Genomic DNA, 19,330 nt, shown 5'->3' with positions numbered 1-19,330 from the left:
TCTTGATTCTGGTCGGTGCTGGGATCGCACTCTGGGTGGGTTACTTCCGAAAGTAGTCCGTGCCAAGCCCATGCCGTGAGCCCGGCCCCACGGACCATCGCCGCCGGTGGCCGCCAGAGTGGGCCAGGGTGGCGTGCGGCGGCCGCCCCAGGAGGGGGGCCATCCCGCCCCCCTGTCGACCCCACCTGGGGGCAATCTGGGTACCCGTCGGGGGCGCGACGCGATCCCCTCCGGTCCACCCGGTTCGCTTGCCCCGGCCCGGGGGGAGCGGCACGCCCTCTCCCCGTAATCCGCCACATCTGCCACGGCGCCACCCGCCGGGCCATGCCCTGCAATACCGTTGCGGCGTTGCGGAAGTGGCGCGTGCTGGCGTGGCAGGGGGGAACACGAGAAATACCACCGGAAAAATAGCGGTGTAGTAGGCGAAGAGAGATTTTTTTCAATCTATTACAAATTTCTGTTTTGCCTAGTTCTTAAGCAATTCGAAGTTTTTTGCCCTCTTGTCTCCCACGCGGAAGTGCTTCTAGCCTTATGAAAAAAATCTTCCCAGCGAGAAGTGCTTCTAAGTCAATGAATTTTGTTTTCCCTGTTTGGTGTGCCTCCATCCTTAGGTTTTCTCGACATGCTTTTGGGAGGCTCTCTATTTGGCGAAGAAACATTTCCCCACTGAGAAGTGCTCTAAACCTTATAAATTTCCTCATTCCTTGTTTTGAGTGCTTCCGTCCTTAGTATTTTTTTGATCTTCTGGAAATGGCTATTGTGAGGGATCCAATGGGGTTATTTGCAAGGGCCAAGCTTTCGTTCAGAATTCAGTTCTGGCTCGCTGCTTGTACTCAGCGAACCACGGATTGGCCAATCCATAACCTCAACTGCTTAAACAAGGACGGATCATGAAGCAGAAACCAAAAAACTCAACTTCTTCAATCATTTTGAATAGTCTGGAGGCAAATAACGTTGCTCCGTGTGAGCAAGATTTTGATTACGATGCTTTTGTAAGGGAATTAATTGATGTCATAAAGAGTTATGTTGTTATAACGGAACATGACGCATTGGCTGTGGCTCTTTGGTGTATTAATACTTGGTGCTACAGGGAATTTGATCGATGCCCATTGTTATTTATCAACGCGCCTGAAAGAGAGTGTGGGAAGACTCAGCTGCTAAAGGTGGTGGAGAAGTTGGTCTGTAAACCGATGGAAACGGCAAACATCACTTTGGCGGCTCTATTTAGGTTGATTACTAAATACTGTCCCACGGTACTTATTGACGAGGCAGACACATTCATGGACGGAAAGACAGAGTTCGCGGGAGTGGTGAACAAAGGCTACGAGAAGGGCGGATTTGTTGTACGGGTGGAGACTGTGGGTAAAGAGTTTGTCGAGTGCGTGTACCAAGTTTATGGACCTAAAGCCATGGCAGGAATCATGCTTGAGAGACATTTGCCAAGTGCCACGATGAGTCGAGGTATTCAGATCCCTATGAAGCGCAAGACGAAGGACGACAGTGTGCAGCGCTTGCGCTCCGCCGATCCAAGGGTTTTTAAAGACTTGCGTGCTCGGATTGTGAAATTTGTCACAGACAACAAGGACGTTTTGGCGAAAGGATGGGATGAGATGCCCCAAGAGCTCAGCGATCGCCAGCAAGATAATTGGGAGCCATTGCTTGCCATTGCACATTGCTTGGGCGAGGAGTGGTATCGCAAAGCGTGCGAAGCGGCTCTGAAAAACTGTGAAGAAACAGCGCCGCCTAAGTCGTCTTCCAATCAACTACTGGAGGACATCCGTGAGGTATTATCTGGCTATACGGGAAAGTACATTCCGTCGGCCGATTTATTGCAAATGCTCAATGAAAATGAGGATATGGACTGGCGTACCTACAATCACGGTAAACCTCTCTCGGCGCGTCAGTTGGCGAAGTTCATGGCGGCCTACGGGGTCAAGTCAAAAACCGTGCGCATGAAATTGGACTACACACCAAAGGGCTACGAGGTGCGTGAGTTTGCTGATGCCTTTGCGCGGTATCTGCCGGAATTGCCAAGTGAGCCGACCTCGGAGAATGCCAAGCCTCTTCGTGCAGGAAAGCCGCCAATTCCTGGTTTCTAAACTGACGAACGGAATTTTCGCCTTCAGAACGGGTGGCGGCCTTCTTCGGAGAAAACTGCCGGGTCGCTGGCTCTTGTTTTCAAGCGATTTTTCCTAAGTCGATGATTTTCATCATCGTCAAGTCCTGCGGTGGTGGTCTCAGAGTTACTGCTCCGCATCTTTGTTAACCCATTTTTTGTAAATAGCCACGCCCATGTGGAGAGGCGTTCGTGCGCCTATTGCTTCGGCGTCTATCTCCATGGGCGCGGTTCTTTATCAATCAACCTCATGAAAGGAGAGGCTGTATGCCCATTGTCAAACTCAGTGCACAGTTTGTGCGTGAAGCGGTTTGTCCACCCGGAAAATCCAAGGTGGACTATTACGACAGCGCACTCAAAGGATTCATTCTGGAGGCTCGCCCTTCAGGGGGTAAAACCTTTTACCTGCGCTATCACGATAGCCACGGCAAGCTGCGCCAATGCAAGATCGGTGACGCTGCTGCGGTCAGCTACGACAAGGCCCGGCAGAAGGCCATGCGGTTGCGCTCGGAGGTGGAGCTGGGCGGCAATCCTCTGGAGGAGCGCCAAGCCTTGCGTGCGGTGCCGACCCTGGCCGAGTTCATCCGCGAGACCTATGTGCCGCACATCCACCTGCACCGGAGGAATTTTCAGTCCACGCTGAGCTTCATCAAGTGCCATGTCCTGCCGCGCTTTGGAGCCAAGCACCTGGACGAAATCACGACCAACATGCTGGCCGAGGCTCACCAGGATCTGCGCACGAAGGGCTACGCGTTGGCTCATGCCAACAAGATACCTGTCCTGTTCAAGATCATGTTCAATCTGGCGAGGAAGAAAGGCATCCCGGGAAGTGAGTCCAACCCTGCCGACGGTGTGGTGCTGTTCAACCCGAACAACGCGAAGGAGCGGTATCTCAGCGCGGCTGAAACCCAGCGCCTGCACGAGGTTCTGTCCCGGTGTGGCTCAGCCCAGTTCAAGAGCATCGTTGCTCTTTTGCTGCTGCTCGGATGTCGCAAACGTGAGTTGTTGGATGCACGCTGGGAAGACGTCGATCTGGAGCGGCGCAACTGGCGCATTCCTATGTCCAAGAGCGGAAAGGCCCGAAACATTCCGATCTCTGACAGGGCTCTGGAGGTGTTTCAAGCGCTGCCCCGTTGGAAAGGGTGCCCTTACGTAGTTCCCAATCCCAATACCAGGCAGCCGTTTGGCAACCTGTACCACCCCTGGGACAAGGTTCGCAGGGAGGCTGGGATGCCTGACCTGCGGATGCACGACCTACGTCACACGTTCGCCAGCAATCTGGTGAACTCTGGGCAGTCCATCTATGTGGTGAGCAAACTTCTTGGCCACTCCCAGATCAAGACCACGGCGCGCTACAGCCACTTGGCAGATGAGACGCTGATGTCTGCTGTGGACGCTGCAGCCAAAGTGGTGGACACAAGTTGGAGGCCGATTGTCTGAAAAGCTGCCTAAAATTTAGGCAAAGCGCGGGGCGCCACGCACGCGATCACCTGCCCATCCTATGGGGCTGGGTGGTCCGTGGGGTCAAACCCTCTCCCTCATTCCTGGGGTGATGGCCCAAAAGCTGAAAACCCAGCAAACAGGTCACTGCGACAGTTTGGGGCATGTGTGGGTGGGGCGGGAGGCGCAGGCTCGAAAACGGAAAAAACCCTTGAAAATCTGCTACTTACAGTATTGCTGGAGGGTTCAACACCTTCAAGTTTGCCCACGCCTACGCCAACGGCGAAGGCATGAAGCACTACGTGAACATGGTGCAGGAGCCCGAATTCGCAGCCCGCGAACAAGGCTACACCTTCGTGTCTCACCAGCAGGAAGTGGGTGCAGGCTACTTCGACGACGTGACCACGGTGATCCAGGGCGGCTCGTCCAGCGTCAAGGCGCTGACCGGCTCCACGGAAGAGGAGCAATTCCACTGAAGCGCGGCTTCGGTGAGTGCAACTTCAGGTAGATAGGGGTGAGAAAGCGTCCGGGGCCTTGTGCTTCGGGCGCTTTTTCTTTGCTGGGGTTAAAATGCAAGGAGTTTTCAACTGACAAGGGCGAGAAAGGCATCATGGTTATGACACCGCGAACTACATCGGAGATGTACACCGGCCGCTAGCGGCTGGCGGTTCGCGCCTGCACGAGATTCACTCGACCCCAACAAAGCGCGGACCCGGCTCCGCGCTTTTTTGCTTTTGGGGGATGGCGCACCCCCTGAGAAATATTTTTAGGAATCCCATGATCCACATTACGCTTCCCGATGGTTCGCAACGCGAGTATCCCGGTCCGGTCACCGTGGCCGAAGTGGCTGCATCGATAGGCACGGGCCTTGCCAAGGCTGCACTGGCTGGCAAGGTTGGCACGGGCGACGACGCCAAGGTGGTGGACACCAGCTTTGTGATCGACAAGGACATGCCCCTGTCCATCGTGACGGCCAAGGATGCAGATGGCCTGGACGTGATCCGTCATTCGACGGCCCACTTGCTGGCCTATGCCGTCAAGGATCTGTTTCCTGACGCCCAGGTCACCATCGGCCCCGTCATCGAGAACGGCTTCTACTACGACTTCTCGTACAAGCGTCCTTTCACGCCCGAGGATCTGGTCGCCATCGAAAAACGCATGGCCGAGCTGGCTGCCAAGGACGAGCCCGTGGTGCGCCGCGTGCTGCCGCGCGACGAGGCCGTGGCCTACTTCAAGGGCATGGGCGAGAACTACAAGGCCGAGATCATCGCCAGCATCCCCTCGAACGAGGATGTGAGCCTGTACCGCGAAGGCGGTTTCGAGGATCTGTGCCGCGGCCCGCACGTGCCGAGCACCGGCAAGCTCAAGTTCTTCAAGCTGATGAAGGTGGCTGGCGCCTACTGGCGCGGTGACCATCGCAACGAGATGCTGCAGCGCGTGTACGGCACGGCCTGGGCTACAAAGGACGACCTGCAGCAGTACCTGCACATGCTGGAGGAGGCCGAAAAGCGCGACCACCGCAAGCTGGGCCGTGAACTGGATCTGTTCCACATCGACGAGCATTCGCCAGGCACCGTGTTCTGGCATCCGAAGGGTTGGGCTTTGTGGCAAGAGGTCGAGCAGTACATGCGCCGCGTGTACCGCGACAACGGCTACCAGGAGGTCAAGGGTCCGCAGATCCTGGACAAGACCCTGTGGGAGAAGACCGGCCACTGGGACAAGTACCGCGAGAACATGTTCACGACCGAGTCGGAAAAGCGCGACTACGCGCTCAAGCCGATGAACTGCCCCGGCCACATCCTGATCTTCAAGCAGGGCATCAAGAGCTACCGCGACCTGCCGCTGCGCTACGGCGAGTTCGGCCAGTGCCACCGCAACGAGCCCACGGGCGGCCTGCACGGCATCATGCGCGTGCGCGGCTTCACGCAGGATGACGGCCACGTCTTCTGCACCGAAGACCAGATCCAGCCCGAGGTGCTGGCCTTCACCACGCTGCTGCAAAAGGTCTACGCGGACTTCGGTTTCAGCGACATCATCTACAAGGTCGCCACGCGCCCCGAGGCGCGCATCGGCTCCGATGAAAGCTGGGACAAGGCGGAGGCCGCGCTGATCAACAGCCTGGAGGCTTCGGGCTGCGAGTACGTGATCTCGCCCGGCGATGGCGCGTTCTACGGTCCCAAGATCGAGTACACGCTCAAGGACGCCATCGGTCGGCAGTGGCAGTGCGGCACTATCCAGGTCGACTTCTCCATGCCCGAGCGCCTGGATGCGGAATACGTGGGTGAAGACGGCGATCGCCATCGCCCCGTGATGCTGCACCGTGCCATCGTCGGCAGCCTTGAGCGTTTCATCGGCATCCTCATCGAGCAGCATGCCGGTGCCATGCCGACATGGCTGGCTCCTGTTCAGGCGGCCGTGCTCAATATCACTGACGCGCAGGCGGACTATGTGCGGGAAGTCGCGCAAAAGCTGCAAAAAGCATTTCCGAATCAAGGCCTTAGGGTGGCGACAGATCTGCGCAACGAAAAGATTACGTATAAAATACGGGAGCATTCGTTGCAAAAGCTGCCTTACATCCTTGTTGCAGGCGACAAGGAGAAGGCCGCTGGTGCAGTGGCAGTGCGCGCACGGGGCAACAAGGACCTCGGAGTGATGTCGGTCGACGCGTTCATTGAACTCGTGGCCAAGGACATCGCGGCGAAGGCCTGACGGAGCATCTCCAAAGGCGTTAGCCGTTTGGCGTGTACTGCACACAAGCGGCTACGCTGTTGTAGCAACTTAAATCCAAGGGTGAGAACCATAGCTACTGAATTTCGTGATCGGCGCCACCGTGAAGAGCGCAAGCATCGTCTCAACCGTGAAATCATGGCGCCTGAAGTGCGTCTGTCCGGCCCGGAGAACGAGCCGCTGGGCATCGTGCCTCTGCAGGAAGCGCTGCGCATGGCGGGCGAGTTGGACGTGGACCTGGTGGAAATCGCCGCCACGGCCACTCCGCCTGTCTGCCGGTTGATGGACTATGGCAAGTTCAAGTACCTTGAACAGAAGAAGGCTGCCGAAGCCAAGGCCAAGCAGACCGTCATCGAAATCAAGGAAGTGAAATTCCGCCCTGGTACCGACGACGGCGACTACAACATCAAGCTGCGCAACATCCGCCGATTCCTGGCCGATGGTGACAAGTGCAAGATCACGCTGCGTTTCCGCGGCCGTGAAATCACGCACCAGCAGATCGGTCTGGACCTGCTGAACCGTCTGCGTGACGATCTGGCGGACTCCATCCAGGTGGAGCAGTTCCCCAAGCTCGAAGGCCGCCAGATGGTGATGATGATCGCCCCTGCGCGCAAGAAGCCAACCACCGGTGGCAAACCGCAAGCAGAGGTTTCTGCTGCACCTGCGGTGGCTGATAAGGCATAATCGCGGTTTCGCCCTTCGCTGAGGGGCGACAGAATTTGCAGGCCTTGCGCGAGTCGATTGTGCGGGGCGTGCGATGCAAGGGACATGGTATCCATGTCCCTTGTTCTTGCCGGCCTCCGGGCTGGCACAGAAGTGTCTCGGGGCCAGCAAGTGCGCGCAGTGTTGCGAGCCGCCTCACGAGCACAAACAACAGGAGCATTCAAATGCCCAAAATGAAGACCAAGAGCAGCGCGAAGAAGCGTTTTCGCGTTCGTCCCGGTGGCACCGTCAAGCGCGGTCAAGCCTTCAAGCGTCACATCTTGACCAAGAAGACCACCAAGAACAAGCGTCACCTGCGTGGTGCAGTGTCTGTGCATGAGACCAACATGGGCTCTATCGCACAAATGCTGCCGATGGCTGGCCTGTAATTCACTGACGAACAAGGAGAAAACACATGCCTCGCGTCAAACGTGGTGTAACGGCCCGCGCCCGTCACAAAAAAGTTCTGGCCCTTTCCAAGGGTTTCCGCGGCCGCCGCGGCAATGTCTTCCGCATCGCCAAGCAGGCGGTGATGAAGGCTGGGCAATATGCCTACCGTGACCGCCGTGCCAAGAAGCGCGTGTTCCGCCGTCTGTGGATCGCCCGTATCAACGCCGCTGCACGTGAACTGGGCCTGACCTACAGCCAGTTCGCCAACGGCCTGAAGAAGGCAGCCATCGAGATCGACCGCAAGATGCTGGCCGATATCGCGGTGCACGACAAGGCTGCTTTCAGCAGCATCGTTGATCAAGTCAAGGCCAAGCTGGCTGCTTGAGATAACGGTCTGCGGCCATCCTCGTGATGGTCTGCAGCGCAAACAGCAAGGGCTAGGGCTTGAAAAGGCTGCTAGCCCTTGTTTCTTTTCACAGTCGATAAAGAGTCGATATGAACGAGTTGGATTCTCTGGTCGAGAGCGCGCAGCAGCTGTTCGCGCAGGCACAAACCCCCGCTGATCTGGAAAACGCCAAGGCGCAGTTTCTGGGCAAGTCGGGCAAGGTGACCGAGCTCATGAAGGGCATGGCGCAGCTTTCCGTCGAAGAGAAGAAGTCGCGCGGAGCCGCCATCAACGTGGCCAAGCAAGGCATCGAGGCCGCGCTGACCGCGCGCCGCAAGGCCCTGGCCGATGCCGAACTGCAGGCCCACCTGAAGGCCGAGGTGCTGGATGTGACCTTGCCGGGCCGCCGCCGTGGCCAGGGCGGCCTGCACCCCGTGTCGCTGACGCTGGAGCGCATCGAGGGCATCTTCGGCTCCATGGGTTTCGATGTGGCCGAGGGCCCCGAGATCGAGTCCGACTGGTTCAACTTCACGGCGCTGAACACGCCGGAAGACCATCCTGCCCGTTCCATGCACGACACCTTCTACGTGGAAGGCGGCACGGAGCAGGCTCCCAATCTGCTGCGCACGCACACCAGCCCCATGCAGGTGCGCCACGCTGTGCAGCACGTCAAGAAATACCGCGAGCGACTGGACGCCGGCCAGGGCATGCCCGAGATCCGCGTGATCGCGCCGGGCCGCACCTACCGCGTGGACAGCGATGCCACTCACTCGCCCATGTTCCACCAGTGCGAAGGCCTGTGGATTGGCGAGAACGTCAGCTTCAAGGACCTGAAGGTGGTCTTCACCGACTTCTGCAAGACCTTCTTCGAGAGCGACGACCTGGTGCTGCGCTTTCGCCCCAGCTTCTTCCCCTTCACCGAGCCCAGCGCCGAGATCGACATCCAGTTCCAGAGCGGCCCGCTGGCCGGCCGCTGGCTGGAAGTGGCCGGCTCCGGCCAGGTGCACCCCAACGTGGTGCGCAACATGGGGCTGGACCCCGAAAAGTACATCGGCTTTGCCTTTGGCATGGGGCCTGACCGCCTGACCATGCTGCGCTATGGCGTCAACGATCTGCGACTGTTTTTTGACGGCGATATCCGCTTCCTGTCGCAATTCCGTTGATCCGGCTGCAAGCCTTCGCCAAAGAGTCCGCCAGCGCCACGGCGCGCGGACTGAACCAACGCCAAAGAGTCTGATATGCAATTTCCCGAATCCTGGCTGCGCGAGTTCTGCAATCCGCCGCTGACCACCCAAGAACTGGCCGACACCCTGACCATGGCCGGCTTGGAGGTGGAGGAGCTGGAGCCCGTGGCGCCGCCGTTCACCAAGATCGTCGTCGGTGAGATCAAGGCTGCCGAGCAGCATCCCAATGCCGATCGCCTGCGCGTGTGCCAGGTCGATGTGGGCGGACCCGAGCTGCTGACCATCGTCTGCGGCGCGCCCAATGCGCGCGTGGGCATCCGCGTGCCCTGCGCCACGGTTGGCGCCGAGCTGCCGCCCGGTGAAGATGGCAAGCCTTTCCTGATCAAGATCGGCAAGCTGCGCGGTGTGGAGAGCTTCGGCATGCTGTGCTCGGCACGCGAACTCAAGCTGTCCGAGGACCATGGCGGCCTGATGGAGCTGCCGCTGGACGCGCCCCTGGGCCAGAACATCCGCGAATACCTGAACCTGGATGACACCCTGTTCACGCTCAAGCTCACGCCCAACCTGGCGCATTGCCTGAGCGTCTATGGTGTGGCGCGCGAAGTGGCTGCGCTGACCGGTGCGCCGCTCAAGCCCCAGTCGTTCACGCCTGCTGCGGTGGATGTGCAGGACAGGCTGGCCGTGAAGATCGAGGCGCCCGACCTGTGCGGCCGCTTCTCGGGCCGCGTGGTGCGCAACGTCAACACCCAGGCGAAGACGCCGCAGTGGATGGTCGATCGCCTGGCGCGCTGCGGCCAGCGCAGCGTGGCGCCGCTGGTGGACATCTCCAACTATGTGATGTTCGAGCTGGGCCGCCCCTCCCACATCTTTGACCTGGACAAGATCCACGGCGGCCTGCAGGTGCGCTGGGGCAAGGAAGGCGAGCAGCTCAAGCTGCTCAACGGCAACACCGTCACCGTCGATGGACAGGTGGGCGTGATCGCCGATGAGCGCGAAGTCGAATCGCTGGCCGGCATCATGGGCGGCGACGCCACGGCCGTGTCCGACGACACGCGCCACATCTACATCGAGGCGGCCTTCTGGTGGCCCAAGTCGATTGCCGGCCGTTCGCGCCGCTACAACTTCTCCACCGATGCGGGCCACCGCTTCGAGCGCGGCGTCGATCCCGAGCTGACCGTCGAGCACATCGAGCGCATCACGGAGCTGGTGCTGCAGATCTGCGGCACGCCCGAGACCGTCTGCGGCCCCATCGACGACCAGAAGTCCAACATGCCCCAGCCCAAGCCCGTCACGCTGCGCGTGGCGCGTGCGGCCAAGGTCATCGGCATGCCGCTCACGCAGCAGCAGTGCCACGATGCGCTGGCCGGCCTGGGCCTGCCGGTGGAGCAGGGCGATGGCGTGCTCACCGTCACGCCGCCCAGCTTCCGCTTCGATATCAACATCGAGGAAGACCTGATCGAGGAAGTGGCGCGCATGGTGGGTTACGAGAACCTGCCCACGAGCAAGCCGCTGGCGCCCATTGCGCCCAAGCTGCGCGCCGAGAACCGCCGCAGCCAGTTCGCCGTTCGCCGCGCGCTGGCCGATCTGGGCTACCAGGAAACCATCAACTTCAGCTTTGTGGAAGCCGCGTGGGAGAAGGATCTGGCCGGCAACGCCAATCCCATCCAGCTGCTCAACCCCATCGCAAGCCAGCTCAGCGTGATGCGCTCCAGCCTCATCGGCTCGCTCATGCAGGTGCTCAAGTTCAATGCCGACCGCAAGGCCGAGCGCGTGCGCGTGTTCGAGCTGGGCCGTGTCTTCCTCAAGGATGACAGCGTTGTTGACAGCGACACCACGGTCAAGGGCTTCTACCAGCCCATGCGCGTGGCGGGCCTGGCCTGGGGAGCTGCCGAGCAGCTGCAATGGGCTCGTGGCGAGACCAAGGTCGACTTCTACGACGTCAAGGGCGATGTCGAGGCGCTGCTGGCGCCGCGCAAGCCCGTGTTCGAGCCGGCCGAGCATCCGGCCATGCACCCGGGCCGCTGCGCACGCGTGCTGCTCGATGGCCAGTCCATCGGCTTCATCGGCGAGCTGCATCCCCAGTGGCGCCAGCAATGGGATCTGGCCCAGGCGCCCGTGCTGTTCGAGCTGGAGCTCGATGCCGTGCTGGCGCGCGAGGTGCCGGTGTTCAAGCCCGTGGCCAAGCACCAGGCCGTGGAGCGCGACATTGCCGTGGTCGTGAACGAAAAGACCACGCATGCCCAGCTGATGCAGGCGGTGGAAGCTGCCCAGACCGGCGGCCTGCTGCGCTCCGCCGTGCTGTTCGATGTGTTCCGTCCCAAGGCGCTCAAGGCCGGCGAGACAGCGGCACCGGGCGCGCTGGCGCAGGACGAAAAGAGCCTGGCCGTGCGCCTGACGCTGGGCCATGACGACAGCTCGCTGACCGATGTGCAGATCGAACAGGCCGTGCAGGCCGTGCTCGAGCAGCTGCAGCAACGCCTGGGCGCGCGCCTGCGCGCCTGATGGAAGGCCCATGCCGTGAAAGGAGATCCCGTGATGGAACTGACGGTGGAAAGTCTTGATTCGCCCGCGCTGACCAAGGCGCAGCTGGCGGACCTGCTGTTCGACGAGATCGGCCTGAACAAGCGCGAATCCAAGGAAATGGTGGATGCGTTCTTCGAGCTGATCTCGCAAAGCCTGGTGACGGGCGAGGATGTGAAGCTGTCGGGCTTCGGCAACTTCCAGATCCGCACCAAGGCACCGCGTCCGGGGCGCAACCCGCGCACGGGCGAGGCCATTCCGATCGAGGCACGCCGTGTCGTGACCTTCCATGCGAGCAGCAAGCTCAAGGAGCAGATCCAGGAAGGCACGACGGGCTCCGCGTCCTGAAGGGTCGTCCCCGGGGCCCGGCTTGCCGTGGCCCAGCTGTCGTCAGCCTGTCTGCCTTGCGGTGGATGGGCTGTTTTTACGACAGGGTGCTGGCCTGCAGGCGAGCTGTGCAGTAGGCTCGGCCTTCTTCCCGGATCGGCGTCCGCGCGCCAGCGGCATTGCACATCCTGACCTCATCCACATTTGCCATGGCTTCACTTCTGCCCCAGATTCCCGCCAAGCGCTACTTCACCATCGGTGAGGTCGCGGATCTGTGCGACGTCAAGCCGCATGTGCTGCGCTATTGGGAGCAGGAGTTCACGCAGCTGCGCCCCATGAAGCGGCGCGGCAATCGCCGCTACTACCAGCACCATGAAGTGCTGATGATCCGGCGCATCCGTGAGCTGCTGTACGAACAGGGCTTCACCATCAACGGCGCGCGCAACCGCCTGCGTGAGGCCTCGGGGTCTGCCGTGGTTCCCGCGCTGCAGGCCGGTGTCGTGGTGTCGGCGCCGGCTGCGGCGCCGCTGCTCGGTGGCGATGCCGCGGCCAGCGTTCCGCTGGAGCCGGAGGCCGTGCGCGAGGAGCTTTTGCAGATTCGTGCGCTGCTTTCTATTTGAGAGCAAAAAGCTGTATATAATTGAATTCTTCGGCGTGTAGCGCAGCCTGGTAGCGCACTTGCATGGGGTGCAAGGGGTCGCGAGTTCGAATCCCGCCACGCCGACCATAAATGAATACGGACCACAGCTTCTGGCTGTGGTCCGTTTTTCTTTGTGCCATTGCCAACCGCTACCAACCGCTGAAGGGGAGCGGCCGTTGCGCAGAGATCAGCCCTGGGCGCAGGTTGCAAGCAGCCATTGCCGGAAGGCTGCCAGCGCCGGCAGTGTCGCGTTCCTCTCGGGATAGACCAGGTAGTAGCTGCGCTGGCTGGGGATGGCGTCTCCCACCACGTGCAGCTCACCGCGCGCTATCTCCTCTTCCACCAGCACCCGTGGCACCAGGCCCACGCCCATGCCTGCCAGCACGGCCTGTATCAGGTGCGAGGTCAGCTCGAAACTCGGCCCTATCCGCATCTGCCGGTGATCGAGCCGATAGTGCGTGAACCACTCGCTCCAGGCCTGCCGGTTGCTGGCCACCGTGAGCAGCACCTGCTGGCCCGCCCAATCCGGCGAGGCTGCTGCCTGCCCGGCCTGCTGCAGCGCCTGCGGGCTGGCCACCGCCACCAGAAACTCGTGGTACAGGCGATGCGCGGTCAGCCCGGGCCAGTCTCCCGTGCCCACGGTGATGGCGGCGTCTATCTCTGCGCTGTCGAAGTCGATATCGCCGATGCGCGAGTGGATGTGCATCGTCACCCCGGGCTGCGCCTGGTAGAAGCCATGCAGGTGCGGCAGCAGCCATTTGGAGCCGAAGGTGGGCAGGGTGGCCAGGTTGAGCGTGCCACGGCCGGACTGGCGTGACATGGCCTGCAGGGTGGCGCTGCGTATGCGGCCCAGCGCGGCACCCAGGTCGATGAAGTAGCGGCGCCCCACATCAGTCAGGCGCACCGTGCGGCCCTCGCGGCGGAACAGGCTGATGCCCAGCTGCGCCTCCAGTGTCTGCACCTGCCGGCTGATGGCGCTCTGGCTGAGCGACAGCTCCTCGGCCGCTCGCGCATAGCTTTCGTGGCGCGCGGCCGCCTCGAAGACCAGCAGCAGGGACATGGAGGGCGTCAGGCGTCGGTAATTCATGAGTTTTATGCAGTGTTCGCGGCCGCAATTTTCGTTTGTTCCAGAGGAAGAGTGTAGAGATACTTGCGGCCATGGTCGGCCTGAAATCGTGTATTGCATGCATGGGTTTCCTGGGCTGATCGCCAGCAACAAATCTCCCCACCTTGCCTTCCATGTCGATTGCCCCACTGCCCCATGCCAGCGCCCCCGTGCCTGCCCAATACCTTGAGTTTCTTGAAGCGCTGAAGGCCACCGGCTTCGAGGGCGACGTGGACACGGACCATGCCAGCCGCACCGTGCTGGCCACGGACAACTCCATCTACCAGCGCATGCCGCAGGCGGCCATCTACCCGCGTCACGCCGAGGATGTGGCCAGGGCGGCGCAGGTGCTGGCGCGGCCTGAGTTCCGCGATGTGGTGCTGACACCGCGCGGCGGCGGCACGGGCACGAACGGGCAGTCGCTCACGCATGGCGTGACCATGGACTTGTCGCGGCACATGAACGGCATCCTCGAAATCAATGCCGAGCAGCGCTGGGTGCGCGTGCAGGCCGGCGTGGTCAAGGACCAGCTCAACGCCGCGCTCAAGCCATACGGACTGTTCTTTGCCCCCGAGCTGTCCACCTCCAACCGCGCCACCATCGGCGGCATGATCAACACCGATGCCAGCGGGCAGGGCAGCTGCACCTATGGCAAGACGCGCGACCATGTGTTGGCGCTGGACTTCGTGCTGCTGGGCGGCGAGCGCCTGCACAGCGCGCCGCTGGATGCCGAGGCGCTGGAGCGCATGTGCGCCGATTCGGGGCGCATCGGCAAGGTGCACCGCACGGCGCGGCGCATCAGCGAGGACCAGGCGGAGTTGATCGAGGCCAGATTCCCCAAGCTCAACCGCTGCCTCACCGGCTATGACCTGGCCCATCTGCGCGACGGCGACGGGCGCTTCAACCTCAACAGCGTGCTGTGCGGCGCCGAAGGCTCGCTGGGCTTCGTGGTGGAGGCGCGGCTCAACGTGCTGCCCATTCCCCGCTATTCGGTGCTGGTCAACGTGCGCTACGCGGGCTTCATGGACGCGCTGCGCGATGCGCGCGCGCTGATGGCACACCGGCCGCTGTCCATCGAGACGGTGGATTCCAAGGTGCTGCTGCTGGCCATGAAGGATTTCGTCTGGACCAGCGTGGCCGAGTACTTCCCGCAGGACGGCCAGCGCCCTACGCTGGGCATCAACCTGGTGGAATTCAGCGGCGACGATCCGCAGGAGGTCGACGGCCGTGTGCAGGCCTTCATCGCGCACCTGGGCGCGGATACCTCCGTGGAGCGGCTGGGCCATACGCTGGCGGCGGGCAATGCAGCGGTCCACCGCGTCTATGCCATGCGCAAGCGCGCCGTGGGCCTGCTGGGCAACGTGGCGGGCGAGGCGCGGCCCCAGCCCTTTGTCGAAGACACGGCCGTGCCGCCCGAGAACCTGCCCGAGTTCATTGCCGAGTTCCGCGCGCTGCTGGACAGCCACGGCCTGCAGTACGGCATGTTCGGCCACGTCGATGCCGGCGTGCTGCATGTGCGCCCCATCCTGGACATGAAGAACCCCGTGGACGCCGCCCTGGTGCGCCCCATCTCCGACGCGGTGGCCGAACTCACGCAGCGCCATGGCGGCCTGCTGTGGGGCGAGCACGGAAAGGGCCTGCGCTCCGAATATGTGCCGGCCTTCTTCGGCGAGCTGTATCCCTCGCTGCAGCAGCTCAAGGCCGCCTTCGACCCGCACAACCAGCTCAACCCCGGCAAGATCGCCACGCCGCCGGCCAGCAAGACCTTGCTGCTCAAGGTGGACGGCGTCACCACGCGCGGCGAGCTGGACCGGCAGATCGACGAGCGCGTATGGCAAAGCTATGGCGCGGCCATGCACTGCAACGGCAATGGCGCCTGCTACAACTTCGACCCGGACGACGCCATGTGCCCGTCCTGGAAGGCCACGCGCCAGCGCGTGCATTCGCCCAAGGGCCGGGCCTCGCTGATGCGCGAATGGCTGCGCCTGCAGGGGCAGGCTGGCGTGAACGTGCTGGAGGTCGCGCGGCGGCCCCAGCCCTTCCTGTCCAGCCTGGCCGCGCGCTGGCGCAACAGCCGCGCGGCGCGCCGCGGCGAGGCCGATTTCTCGCACGAGGTCTATGACGCCATGGCCGGCTGCCTGGCCTGCAAGTCCTGCGCCGGGCAGTGCCCCGTCAAGGTCAACGTGCCCGAGTTCCGCTCGCGCTTTCTGGAGCTGTACCACCGCCGCTACCTGCGGCCCGTGCGCGACTACCTGATCGGCTCGCTGGAATTCACCATGCCGTGGCTGGCGCGCATGCCCGCGCTCTACAACGGGGTGATGGGCTCGCCATGGATGCGCGATGTGCTCAGCCGGCGCATCGGCATGGTCGACGGCCCGCTGCTGAGCCGGCTGGACCTGGCAGCCACCTTGCGGCAATGGAAGGTGCGCGCGGCCGATGCGCAGGCGCTGGCCGCGCTTTCGCCCGAGCAGCGTGCGCGCAGCGTGGTCATTGTGCAGGACAGCTTCACCCGCTACTTCGAGACCGGCCAGCTGCAGGTGCTGATCGAGCTGGCGGCGCGCCTGGGGTTCCAGGTCTGGCTGGCGCCGCTGCTGCCCAATGGCAAGCCGCTGCATGTGCAGGGATTCATGGGCGCCTTTGCCAAGGCGGCCATCCGCAATGCCGCGCAGCTGGCGCAACTGGCTCAGCCCGGTGTGGCGCTGGTGGGGCTGGACCCGGCCATGACGCTGGCCTATCGGCAGGAATACCTCAAGGTGCCGGGCATGGGCGAGGTGCCCAAGGTGGCGCTGCCCCAGGAATGGCTGCAGCAGGTGCTGCCCGAGGCGCGCACGAACGAGGGCAGTGCAGGCACTGCGTACCGCCTGCTGCCCCATTGCACCGAAAAGACCAACGCGCCCGACAGCGGCAAGCAGTGGGCACAGCTCTTCGAGCGACGGGGCCTGCGCCTGAGCGTGGAGGCCACGGGCTGCTGCGGCATGTCGGGCACCTACGGGCATGAGGCGCGCAACCTCGAAACCTCCAAGACGATCTATGCCCAGTCATGGGCCTGGCAGATCGAAGGCAAGCAGGAGCTGGGCGAGCCGCTGGCCACCGGCTACTCCTGCCGCAGCCAGGTCAAGCGACTGTCTGCACGGCAACTGCGCCATCCGTTGGAGGCCTTGCTGGACCACGTGCGCGCCACGCATCAGGGGTGAGAAGATGCGGGGGCTGATCGTCGCCATTTCAGGAATTTGCAGACATTTTTGAAAAATCTCTGCGTTTTCCCTGAAGGCCCGTTTTTAGTCCCTATAATTCAATGCTTCGGCGTGTAGCGCAGCCTGGTAGCGCACTTGCATGGGGTGCAAGGGGTCGCGAGTTCGAATCCCGCCACGCCGACCACAACGCAAAGCTCCTGACGGAAACGTCAGGAGCTTTTTGCTTTGTACGTTCGATTTTGCGCGCGATTGTGCCTTGCGGCGAAGGGCGGGTGCAGTTCCGCCAGGCGGCTCCCTCGCGGATGGCGAGGGCAGCCAGCGCAGAAAACTCCATGCACCGTGAAGATGCGCCGCCAGGTCTGGATGCGTAAGACCTGCACCTACAATGGCGTCTTTTGTAACTGACGATTTCTTCCTGGTCTCGCACATGATGGATGGACTGATTACCGGCAGACTCACCGGTACGCCCGAACACCGCAGCGACCGCAATCGGCGCCCCTTCATGGTGGCCCGCGTGCGTTCCGAGGCATCCGATGGCACTTCCATCCCGGTCAACGTGGTTGCATTCGACGCCCAGGCCTGCGAGGTGCTGCGCAATCTGATCGAAGGCGATGCCGTGGCGCTGCGTGGCAGCTTCACGCCCAAGGTCTGGATAGACCGCCAGGAGCAGCCCCATCCCGTACTGGATGTCGTGGCCCACCAGGTCATGGCAACGCCCGAGTTCCAGGACCGCTGACGCCCGCGCTGCGGCGCCGGTTGTGAGCTACTGAAAAAACTGTCTAGCCGCAGTGTGCCGGTACGGTCGCCGCGCGCTGTGTTGGCGCTACAGTGTGCGCCTGTGTTTTTGACAGGTTACAAGGAACCGCATCCATGCCCACCAAGCGCCATTTCCTCCGCCGCACGCTCACGGCCGCCGCGATTGCCAGCACCGCCGCCATGACCCTGCTGGCCATGCCCGCGCAGGCGCAGGACAAGCCCATCAAGGTCGGCGTCACGGCCGGCCCGCACGCCCAGATCATGGAGCAGGTCAAGAAGGTCGCCGAGAAGAACGGCCTGAAGATCCAGATCGTGGAATTCGGCGACTACGTGCAGCCCAATGCCGCGCTGTCGGCCGGTGACCTGGACGCCAACAGCTACCAGCACCGCCCCTACCTCGACGCCCAGGTGCGCGACCGCGGCTACAAGATCGGCTGGGTGGCCGACACGGTGAATTTCCCCATCGGCATCTATTCCAAGAAGATCAAGCAGCTGGCCGACCTGCCCCAGGGCGCCAAGTTCGGCATCCCCAACGACCCCACTAACGGTGGCCGCGTGCTGCTGCTGCTGCAGGCCCAGGGCCTGATCAAGCTCAAGGAAAGCGCGGGCCTGAAGGCCACGCCGCTGGACGTGGTCTCCAACCCCAAGAAGCTGCGCTTCGTGGAGCTGGACGCAGCCCAGCTGCCACGCTCGCTGGATGACCTGGACGCCTCGGCCATCAACACCAACTTCGCGATCTCGGCAGGCCTGAACCCCAAGACCGATGCCATTGCGCAGGAAAACGCCAAGAACCCCTATGTGAACATCCTGGTCGCGCGCGATGCCGACAAGGGCAAGCCCTGGGTGGCGCAGCTGATCAAGGCCTACCACTCCGATGAAGTGCGCCAGTTCATCGATGTGCAGTTCAAGGGATCGGTGATTCCTGCGTTTTGATAGGAAGCACCCCCTGAGCGGCTGACGCCGCTTCCCCCTCTCTCGCTTCGCGAGAGGGGGACGACACCCTCGCTGCGGGGCGGCCCTTGCTCGGTGTCCCTCGCTATGTGTTGCGCCGGTTTCGGTCGCCGTGTTCAGTGCGAGCGAGGGCTGAATTGCAAAAGCTGCCATTGGCAGCTTTTTTTCATTCCCCCAGCACTTTGAAATATTCGCTCAGCGGTGCGCGGGTGGTCTGGGTGCGGTTGACGGGGGCGGCCTCGTCGGGCCAGCCCAGGGCCAGGCCGCAGACGATGTGCTCGCCGGGCGCAAGGTCGAGCACGCGGCGCACGGTGTCGGGGTAGGAGGCCAGGGCGCCGATGGCGCAGCTGCCAAGGCCCTGGGCGGCTGCGGCCATTTGCAGGCCGTACAGGGTCATGCCCAGGTCCATGTAGCCGCCTGCTCCGAAGCGGGCATCAATGCTCACGACCAGGGCCACGGGCGCATCGAAGAAGCGGTAGTTGCGGCCGAACTGCGCGTCGCGCCCGGCGCGGTCCTCGCGGGCCACGCCCAGGGCGCTGTACAGGGCCTGGGCCGATGCCACCTGGCGCTTGCGCAGCGCCATGGGCATGGGGCGGGGGAAGTAGCCGTAGTCCTCGCGCTCAGGTGCTCCGCCTTGCCAGTCGGCCAGCAGCGCCTGTGTGAGTGCGCTGCGCAGGCTGCCGCGCACCTGGATGAACTGGCCGGGCTGCAGGTTGCCGCCGCTGGGCGCCCGGCGGGCCGATTGCAGCAACTGGTGCAGCAGCGCGTCCGGCACGGGATCGGGACGGTAGGCGCGCACGGAGCGGCGCGCGTGCACCAGGGCCTCATGCGCATCGCCAAAGGGAAGGGTGTCGGACGGTGGGTTGGCGGACATGGGAAATGCGGAGTCCATG

Annotated in this window: 15 protein-coding genes, 2 tRNA genes and 1 pseudogene; 16 read left to right on the top strand and 2 right to left on the bottom strand. The window is 62.5% G+C overall.

Annotated features, from left to right (window positions below):
* Window positions 1-890: 890 nt before the first annotated feature.
* The 12 genes and pseudogenes from ACF8O7_RS00815 to ACF8O7_RS00760 all read left to right on the top strand — a co-directional run bounded on the left by ACF8O7_RS00815 (window position 891) and on the right by ACF8O7_RS00760 (window position 12,518).
* On the top strand, window positions 891-2,099 hold the full coding sequence (locus tag ACF8O7_RS00815; RefSeq protein ID WP_082138177.1) for a DUF3631 domain-containing protein: 1,209 nt from the start codon (window positions 891-893) through the stop codon (window positions 2,097-2,099).
* Between the two features lie 284 nt (window positions 2,100-2,383).
* Window positions 2,384-3,556, top strand: coding sequence for a site-specific integrase (locus tag ACF8O7_RS00810; protein ID WP_047219857.1), 1,173 nt, complete (start codon window positions 2,384-2,386; stop codon window positions 3,554-3,556).
* A 245-nt stretch (window positions 3,557-3,801) separates the two neighbouring features.
* Window positions 3,802-4,032: pseudogene (locus ACF8O7_RS00805) on the top strand (isocitrate lyase); the annotation flags it as partial.
* 301 nt (window positions 4,033-4,333) lie between these two features.
* A complete protein-coding gene (gene thrS / locus ACF8O7_RS00800; RefSeq protein WP_016448317.1) occupies window positions 4,334-6,265 on the top strand; it encodes a threonine--tRNA ligase in 1,932 nt (643 codons plus the stop codon).
* An 81-nt stretch (window positions 6,266-6,346) separates the two neighbouring features.
* The gene (infC, locus tag ACF8O7_RS00795; protein ID WP_074923479.1) at window positions 6,347-6,967 is read left to right on the top strand and encodes a translation initiation factor IF-3; all 621 of its coding nucleotides are present in this window, start codon (window positions 6,347-6,349) and stop codon (window positions 6,965-6,967) included.
* Window positions 6,968-7,170: 203 nt separating this feature from the next.
* Window positions 7,171-7,374 carry a 50S ribosomal protein L35 gene (gene rpmI, locus ACF8O7_RS00790; protein ID WP_012206413.1) on the top strand — a complete coding sequence of 68 codons (204 nt, stop codon included), beginning with the start codon at window positions 7,171-7,173 and terminating at the stop codon, window positions 7,372-7,374.
* Window positions 7,375-7,400: 26 nt separating this feature from the next.
* On the top strand, window positions 7,401-7,760 hold the full coding sequence (gene rplT / locus ACF8O7_RS00785) for a 50S ribosomal protein L20 (protein WP_012206412.1): 360 nt from the start codon (window positions 7,401-7,403) through the stop codon (window positions 7,758-7,760).
* Between the two features lie 110 nt (window positions 7,761-7,870).
* The gene (gene pheS, locus ACF8O7_RS00780; RefSeq protein ID WP_012206411.1) at window positions 7,871-8,923 is read left to right on the top strand and encodes a phenylalanine--tRNA ligase subunit alpha; all 1,053 of its coding nucleotides are present in this window, start codon (window positions 7,871-7,873) and stop codon (window positions 8,921-8,923) included.
* A 75-nt stretch (window positions 8,924-8,998) separates the two neighbouring features.
* Window positions 8,999-11,446 (top strand): phenylalanine--tRNA ligase subunit beta, encoded by a 2,448-nt coding sequence (pheT, locus tag ACF8O7_RS00775; protein WP_126312045.1) that lies wholly within the window; start codon window positions 8,999-9,001, stop codon window positions 11,444-11,446.
* 33 nt (window positions 11,447-11,479) lie between these two features.
* Window positions 11,480-11,812, top strand: a complete 333-nt coding sequence (locus ACF8O7_RS00770) for an integration host factor subunit alpha (RefSeq protein ID WP_012206409.1) — start codon at window positions 11,480-11,482, stop codon at window positions 11,810-11,812.
* A gap of 188 nt (window positions 11,813-12,000) precedes the next feature.
* A complete protein-coding gene (locus ACF8O7_RS00765) occupies window positions 12,001-12,411 on the top strand; it encodes a MerR family transcriptional regulator (RefSeq protein WP_013801679.1) in 411 nt (136 codons plus the stop codon).
* Window positions 12,412-12,441: 30 nt separating this feature from the next.
* A tRNA-Pro gene (locus tag ACF8O7_RS00760) sits at window positions 12,442-12,518 on the top strand.
* A gap of 100 nt (window positions 12,519-12,618) precedes the next feature.
* Here the strand turns inward: ACF8O7_RS00760 and ACF8O7_RS00755 are convergent.
* Window positions 12,619-13,617, bottom strand: a complete 999-nt coding sequence (locus tag ACF8O7_RS00755) for a LysR substrate-binding domain-containing protein (protein WP_392442022.1) — start codon at window positions 13,615-13,617, stop codon at window positions 12,619-12,621.
* Window positions 13,618-13,670: 53 nt separating this feature from the next.
* Here ACF8O7_RS00755 and ACF8O7_RS00750 point away from each other — a divergent pair, with 53 nt between their 5' ends.
* From ACF8O7_RS00750 to ACF8O7_RS00735, 4 genes are all read left to right on the top strand, one after another.
* Window positions 13,671-16,730: an FAD-binding and (Fe-S)-binding domain-containing protein gene (locus ACF8O7_RS00750; protein WP_392442019.1), complete on the top strand. Its 3,060-nt coding sequence runs from the start codon at window positions 13,671-13,673 to the stop codon at window positions 16,728-16,730.
* Window positions 16,731-16,837: 107 nt separating this feature from the next.
* Window positions 16,838-16,914, top strand: a tRNA-Pro gene (locus ACF8O7_RS00745).
* A 201-nt stretch (window positions 16,915-17,115) separates the two neighbouring features.
* The gene (locus tag ACF8O7_RS00740) at window positions 17,116-17,466 is read left to right on the top strand and encodes a single-stranded DNA-binding protein (protein ID WP_012206405.1); all 351 of its coding nucleotides are present in this window, start codon (window positions 17,116-17,118) and stop codon (window positions 17,464-17,466) included.
* 134 nt (window positions 17,467-17,600) lie between these two features.
* Complete coding sequence (locus tag ACF8O7_RS00735; protein WP_012206404.1) at window positions 17,601-18,419, top strand: MetQ/NlpA family ABC transporter substrate-binding protein; 819 nt, start codon at window positions 17,601-17,603, stop codon at window positions 18,417-18,419.
* A gap of 184 nt (window positions 18,420-18,603) precedes the next feature.
* Here ACF8O7_RS00735 and ACF8O7_RS00730 read toward each other — a convergent pair whose 3' ends face one another.
* Window positions 18,604-19,329: a nitroreductase gene (locus tag ACF8O7_RS00730; protein ID WP_074923483.1), complete on the bottom strand. Its 726-nt coding sequence runs from the start codon at window positions 19,327-19,329 to the stop codon at window positions 18,604-18,606.
* Window position 19,330 lies beyond the last annotated feature (1 nt).

The organism is Delftia sp. WSY_16 (genome assembly GCF_043104415.1).
GTDB classification, from domain to species: domain Bacteria; phylum Pseudomonadota; class Gammaproteobacteria; order Burkholderiales; family Burkholderiaceae_C; genus Comamonas; species Comamonas tsuruhatensis.
This window is presented reverse-complemented; position numbering and strand designations above follow the sequence as displayed.

Excerpts from the sequence above, each read along its gene's own strand:
- ACF8O7_RS00815 (WP_082138177.1), top strand. The coding sequence starts at position 891 with ATGAAGCAGAAACCAAAAAACTCAACTTCTTCAATCATTTTGAATAGT.
- ACF8O7_RS00810 (WP_047219857.1), top strand. The coding sequence starts at position 2,384 with ATGCCCATTGTCAAACTCAGTGCACAGTTTGTGCGTGAAGCGGTTTGT.
- thrS (WP_016448317.1), top strand. The coding sequence starts at position 4,334 with ATGATCCACATTACGCTTCCCGATGGTTCGCAACGCGAGTATCCCGGT.
- rpmI (WP_012206413.1), top strand. The coding sequence starts at position 7,171 with ATGCCCAAAATGAAGACCAAGAGCAGCGCGAAGAAGCGTTTTCGCGTT.
- rplT (WP_012206412.1), top strand. The coding sequence starts at position 7,401 with ATGCCTCGCGTCAAACGTGGTGTAACGGCCCGCGCCCGTCACAAAAAA.
- pheS (WP_012206411.1), top strand. The coding sequence starts at position 7,871 with ATGAACGAGTTGGATTCTCTGGTCGAGAGCGCGCAGCAGCTGTTCGCG.
- pheT (WP_126312045.1), top strand. The coding sequence starts at position 8,999 with ATGCAATTTCCCGAATCCTGGCTGCGCGAGTTCTGCAATCCGCCGCTG.
- ACF8O7_RS00770 (WP_012206409.1), top strand. The coding sequence starts at position 11,480 with ATGGAACTGACGGTGGAAAGTCTTGATTCGCCCGCGCTGACCAAGGCG.
- ACF8O7_RS00765 (WP_013801679.1), top strand. The coding sequence starts at position 12,001 with ATGGCTTCACTTCTGCCCCAGATTCCCGCCAAGCGCTACTTCACCATC.
- ACF8O7_RS00755 (WP_392442022.1), bottom strand. The coding sequence starts at position 13,617 with ATGCAATACACGATTTCAGGCCGACCATGGCCGCAAGTATCTCTACAC.
- ACF8O7_RS00750 (WP_392442019.1), top strand. The coding sequence starts at position 13,671 with ATGTCGATTGCCCCACTGCCCCATGCCAGCGCCCCCGTGCCTGCCCAA.
- ACF8O7_RS00740 (WP_012206405.1), top strand. The coding sequence starts at position 17,116 with ATGGCGTCTTTTGTAACTGACGATTTCTTCCTGGTCTCGCACATGATG.
- ACF8O7_RS00735 (WP_012206404.1), top strand. The coding sequence starts at position 17,601 with ATGCCCACCAAGCGCCATTTCCTCCGCCGCACGCTCACGGCCGCCGCG.
- ACF8O7_RS00730 (WP_074923483.1), bottom strand. The coding sequence starts at position 19,329 with ATGGACTCCGCATTTCCCATGTCCGCCAACCCACCGTCCGACACCCTT.